This window comes from Clostridium algoriphilum (genome assembly GCF_020443705.1).
GTDB lineage: Bacteria > Bacillota > Clostridia > Clostridiales > Clostridiaceae > Clostridium_AD > Clostridium_AD algoriphilum.
In genome coordinates this window covers 1-1,006 of the sequence record NZ_JAIZZK010000107.1, presented here as the reverse complement: position 1 = coordinate 1,006, position 1,006 = coordinate 1, and the positions used below count along the sequence as shown (strand labels likewise).

The following is a 1,006-nucleotide window of genomic DNA, read 5'->3' as shown; positions in this document are numbered from 1 at the left end:
GCTACATATCGTAACTCGTTGGCTCGTTCTACAAAAAGCACGCCGTCACACATATAAAGTGCTTCGACCGGTTGTAGGCACACGGTTTCAGGTTCTATTTCACTCCCCTTCCGGGGTTCTTTTCACCTTTCCCTCACGGTACTTCTTCACTATCGGTCACTAGGTAGTATTTAGCCTTGGGAGGTGGTCCTCCCAGCTTCCCACAAGGTTTCACGTGTCTCGTGGTACTCTGGATTAGATCTGACTGTTTTTCCTTTTCATTTACAGGCCTATTACCTTCTGCGGAGCAGCTTTCCAGCTATCTTCAATTAAGGAAATACAGTATTTATGATCTATCCTCAACCCCTAGGTCAAAGACCTAGGTTTGGGCTCTTTCCCTTTCGCTCGCCGCTACTTAGGAAATCGATGTTTCTTTCTCTTCCTCCGGGTACTTAGATGTTTCAGTTCCCCGGGTCTACCCCTGCATACCTATTTATTCAGTATGCAGTACATAGTTGTTACTATGTGGGTTCCCCCATTCGGAAATCTTTGGATCACTGGCTATTTGCGCCTACCCAAAGCTTATCGCAGCTTAACGCGTCCTTCTTCGGCTCCTAGTGCCAAGGCATTCGCCATGCGCCCTTTGTAGCTTGACCTTTGATTCTGTCTATAATAATAGACAATTATATATTACTTGTATTAATTTTGCGAAATTGTATTAAATTAATTTATACACCATTAAAATGGCTTTAATCTTTTCAAACAATTTATTTCACTGTGCAATTTTCAAAGAACATTCTAGAAAAACTATTATTATTTAACTCCTAAAAGTTAAAAAAATTAGTCTCTCAAAATTAAACAGAGAATAGGTACGATTAATTACAATAGATGTTTGAAGAATAATTAAATTCTTCTATTATAAAGACCGAAGTCTCTATATCTACTCCCTAGAAAGGAGGTGATCCAGCCGCAGGTTCTCCTACGGCTACCTTGTTACGACTTCACCCCAATCACCGATCCCACCTTC

General features: G+C 40.9%; 2 rRNA genes. Both read right to left on the bottom strand.

What is annotated here, in order from left to right:
* Positions 1-635, bottom strand: a 23S ribosomal RNA gene (locus tag LGK95_RS22110); the annotation flags it as partial.
* A 295-nt stretch (positions 636-930) separates the two neighbouring features.
* Positions 931-1,006, bottom strand: a 16S ribosomal RNA gene (locus LGK95_RS22105); the annotation flags it as partial.